5 protein-coding genes and 1 pseudogene are annotated in these 3,316 nt (G+C 72.0%); 5 read left to right on the forward strand and 1 reads right to left on the reverse strand.

What is annotated here, in order from left to right; all coding sequences use genetic code 11:
• Positions 1-417 (forward strand): annotated as a pseudogene (locus I53_RS09960) (asparaginase); the annotation flags it as partial.
• Positions 418-517: 100 nt separating this feature from the next.
• Here the strand turns inward: I53_RS09960 and I53_RS09965 are convergent.
• Positions 518-772, reverse strand: a complete 255-nt coding sequence (locus I53_RS09965) for a hypothetical protein (RefSeq protein WP_148291105.1) — start codon at positions 770-772, stop codon at positions 518-520.
• 295 nt (positions 773-1,067) lie between these two features.
• On the opposite strand from I53_RS09965, the gene I53_RS09970 reads away from it, so the two are divergent.
• The 4 genes from I53_RS09970 to I53_RS09985 form a co-directional block, all read left to right on the forward strand.
• On the forward strand, positions 1,068-1,412 hold the full coding sequence (locus tag I53_RS09970; protein ID WP_043349899.1) for a hypothetical protein: 345 nt from the start codon (positions 1,068-1,070) through the stop codon (positions 1,410-1,412).
• Positions 1,413-1,607: 195 nt separating this feature from the next.
• Positions 1,608-1,898 (forward strand): hypothetical protein, encoded by a 291-nt coding sequence (locus I53_RS09975; RefSeq protein WP_051044756.1) that lies wholly within the window; start codon positions 1,608-1,610, stop codon positions 1,896-1,898.
• A 147-nt stretch (positions 1,899-2,045) separates the two neighbouring features.
• On the forward strand, positions 2,046-2,942 hold the full coding sequence (locus I53_RS09980; RefSeq protein WP_085987641.1) for a CBS domain-containing protein: 897 nt from the start codon (positions 2,046-2,048) through the stop codon (positions 2,940-2,942).
• Positions 2,939-3,316 (forward strand): biotin/lipoyl-binding protein (locus I53_RS09985; RefSeq protein WP_043349900.1); only part of this gene is annotated, 378 nt, incomplete at its 3' end. The genes I53_RS09980 and I53_RS09985, both read left to right, overlap by 4 nt.

Below are 3,316 nucleotides of genomic sequence, written 5' to 3' on the forward strand. Positions count from 1 at the left end.
GTCCGCTACTATCGCCGCTCCGAGCGGGCGCACGCACCGGGCACGCCCTTCGACATCCGCAGCCTGCCCGCGCTGCCGCGGGTCGATATCGTCTATGGCTACGCCGACGCGGACGGCACCGCGGTCCGGGCCTTCCTGTCGGCGGGCGCGCGCGGCCTCGTCGCGGCCGGTCTTGCCCCGGGCATGACCCCGCCGGCCGAGGCCGAGGCCCTGGAGGCGGCGGCTGCCGCCGGGATCGTGGTGGTGATGTCGACCCGGGCCGGCAGCGGCGTTGTCCCGCTCACCACCCGGCTGCGCACCCGCGGCATCCTCAGCGCCGACAACCTCACCCCGCAGAAGGCCAGGATCCTGCTGGCCCTGGCGCTGACCGTCACGACGGAGCCGGAGGCGGTGGCGCGGCTGTTCGCGACGTATTAGGGCACCGGCCGCCCGAAGGGGGACCGGCTCGGCGCGAGAGGGGGGCGGGGCCGCGGTTCGGGCCGATCCGCGCCGGGGTCGTCCGCGCCCGGCCGGAGGATCACCGAGTGCAGCCGACGCAGATGCCGCGGGTGATGGCGTCGTCGCGGATCTGCTCCAGCGTGCGCCGCTGGATCTGGCTGCTCTCGTCGACGTCGATCTTGTCCGGTTTCGGCACGGTCGCACCGCTCTTGGCGATGTAGTCGCTTCGGTTGGCCGCAACATCCATCGAATCCGGCCTGTCGCCGGCCCGGACCAGAGCCGACGAGACCACCGCAAGAGCGATCGAACATCCGAGAACGAGAGGATACCGCATGGCCGCCTCCGCCGTAGAGGTAGAGCGTGTGACGGCATCACAGACCGATCCGGGTTCCCCGCATTGACCTATCGCAAGGCTCGGCCCGCGTGCGGCGCCGGGCTCGTCGTCATTGGCCCGGTCGCCGTTGCGCTAGATCAAGGCTCGCCGGCCGGGGGCGGGCAGAGTTTGCCGCGGGTCCGCGCCCCGCATCCGGGCCGTCGAGGACCGCATCGTCGCTCTCGTCTGGACGGAACGGCCGGGCAGCGGCAGACCGGATCGCCCGTGAACCCGCAGCCAGCCATGGAGACGCGCTATGACAGACAGCCACGCACACGGGGTCGTCGAGCATGAGGGCCGGGGCGGGGAGGGCGCCCATCCGGATGAGCGGCTTGCCGGCCGCATCGGCGAACACATGAGACGGGCCCTGCAGGACATCCTGAAGAGCCCCGAAGCGCTGCGGCAGGCGATCCATCTGGGACCGCACGAACACGCGCTGAGCCGCCGGGTGGCCAACGGCCACGATCCGGCCGCAGTGGCGGCGCTGCTCGCCGCCGGCGGCGTCGGCTTCGGGGTGGCATGGCTGATCTTCGGCCAGCATTGGCACCGCACGGATTACGTCGCGCGCCGGATGAGCCACAGCAGCGAACGGATGGCCTGACGCCGTTTCACGGCCCGCCGGGCCGAAGCCTGCGGCACCGGCCTGCGCGCGGGACCCCGGTCCCGCACGGGGGAGGGCGCCGCCTGTCGCCTCACCCCGGCGGTTGCGCCGTCCCGTCGGCCCGCACGTTGCGCTGGATCAACGCCCAGGCTGCGCCGGCAGCGATGAATGGCAGACCTGCGAAGAGGTGAAGCCATGAAACGCGATCTCGCTACGAACCTGAGCGAAGAGACCGAACGGGTCGGCGCCCGCATCGACAAATCCTACGAGAAACTGGCGCTCAAGCTGCGGCGGCGGGCCGACAAGGCGCGCGCGGCCATGGTCAAGTGCAAGAACCGCATCAAGCGGGCCGTCCTCCAGCGGCGGTTCGAGATCTACGCGAATGCCGCGCGCGATATCGACCAGTCCGTGATGGACCGGCAGGCCTCGCCGGGACCGGTGCTGCGGCTGAAACCGGACGAGCGGGGCACGCCCGCTCAGACGTGATTCCGGGCCGCGGCGGGCCCTCCGTCCGACCGGGCTTGATCCAGCGCAAGGCGGGCCGAAGGTTGGGCTGCGCACCCTGCTCCGTGGCCGGCCGCCCTGCCGATGCCGGTTGATCGATGCCCCGATCCCAAGCCGGGGAGGTTGTGAATGCCAGCGCTCACCCCCGTTCCGGATCAGGCCCCAGGGCCCGATGCCCCGTCGCCGTCCGCGGGCGACCGGTCGCACCTGAGGCTGCATCCCCTGAGCGCCCGGCAGATCATGTCGGCGCCCGTCGTCAGCGTCTGCCCCGACACGGCCCTGCGGCGCGCGATCGATCTCATGCTGGACGCCGAGATCAGCGGCCTGCCGGTCATCGATGCGCAGGGCGCGCTCGTCGGCATGGTGACGGAGGGCGATCTGCTCCGCCGGGTCGAATTCGGCACCGAACACCGCATGTCGCGCTGGATCGCGTATCTGCGCAGCCCCGGCCGGCTCGCCGAGGATTATGTCCACGCGCACGGCCGGCGGGTCGAGGCGGTGATGTCCAGCCCCGTGACCACCGTGACGGAGGACACGCCCCTGAAGGCGATCGTCGAGACCCTGATACGGGCTCGGATCAAGCGGGTGCCGGTCCTGCGCGGGTACGCCGTCGTCGGGATCGTGAGCCGGGCGGATGTCGTCCGGGCTCTCGGCGCCGCCTTGGACGCGGACGGGACTGCGGGCCACCGCAGTGATGTCGAGATCCGTCAGGACATCCTCGCGGCCTTCGACCAAGCCGTCTGCATCCCGAAGGCCACCATCGCGGTCGCCGTCCGGCACGGAACGGTCGAGCTCCACGGCTGGATCGCCGACGAGCGGGAAAGGGGCGCGGTGCGCGCCGCCGTCGACGGCGTTCCGGGCGTCGTCGCCCTGCGCGACCATCTGACTTGGGTCGAGCCGATCACCGGCACGGTCCTGCCGGGTCCAGACGACGCCCGGGCGGAGGATTCCGCCGCCACGCATCCCGCCACGCATCCCGCCACGCCTGCCGACAGCGCCGTACGGATCGAGGGCGCGTCCCCATGAGCGTGGACACCGTCCTGCCCTCCGTCAGCGCCCGCAACCGGACGGCGGAGGTGCTTCGTGACAAGGTCGTCCCCGCGCTCGGGGCCAGCGTCCCGTCTCCCGCGCCATGCCCCCCCGCCGGGCCGGATCGGCGATCACGCGGCCTGTGGCTCACGGCCGCCATCGTGCTGCTGCTTCTCGCCGGGGGCGGCTACGGATGGTGGAAGGCCCATCGCCCGTTGCTGCCGCCGGGCTTCGCCTCCGGGAATGGCCGGCTCGAAGCGAACGTGATCGACATCGAGACCAAGTTCGCCGGCCGCATCGCGCGTCTTCTCGTCGAAGAGGGCGACCTGGTGCGGGCCGGGCAGGTCGTCGCCGTGATGGATACGCGGGAT

Origin of the sequence: Methylobacterium sp. B1 (genome assembly GCF_000333255.1) — a bacterium.
Lineage (GTDB): Bacteria > Pseudomonadota > Alphaproteobacteria > Rhizobiales > Beijerinckiaceae > Methylobacterium > Methylobacterium fujisawaense.

What these genes read in the sequence shown, in the direction of transcription:
- I53_RS09965 (WP_148291105.1), bottom strand. Translation starts at nt 772, where the DNA reads ATGCGGTATCCTCTCGTTCTCGGATGTTCGATCGCTCTTGCGGTGGTC.
- I53_RS09970 (WP_043349899.1), top strand. Translation starts at nt 1,068, where the DNA reads ATGACAGACAGCCACGCACACGGGGTCGTCGAGCATGAGGGCCGGGGC.
- I53_RS09975 (WP_051044756.1), top strand. Translation starts at nt 1,608, where the DNA reads ATGAAACGCGATCTCGCTACGAACCTGAGCGAAGAGACCGAACGGGTC.
- I53_RS09980 (WP_085987641.1), top strand. Translation starts at nt 2,046, where the DNA reads ATGCCAGCGCTCACCCCCGTTCCGGATCAGGCCCCAGGGCCCGATGCC.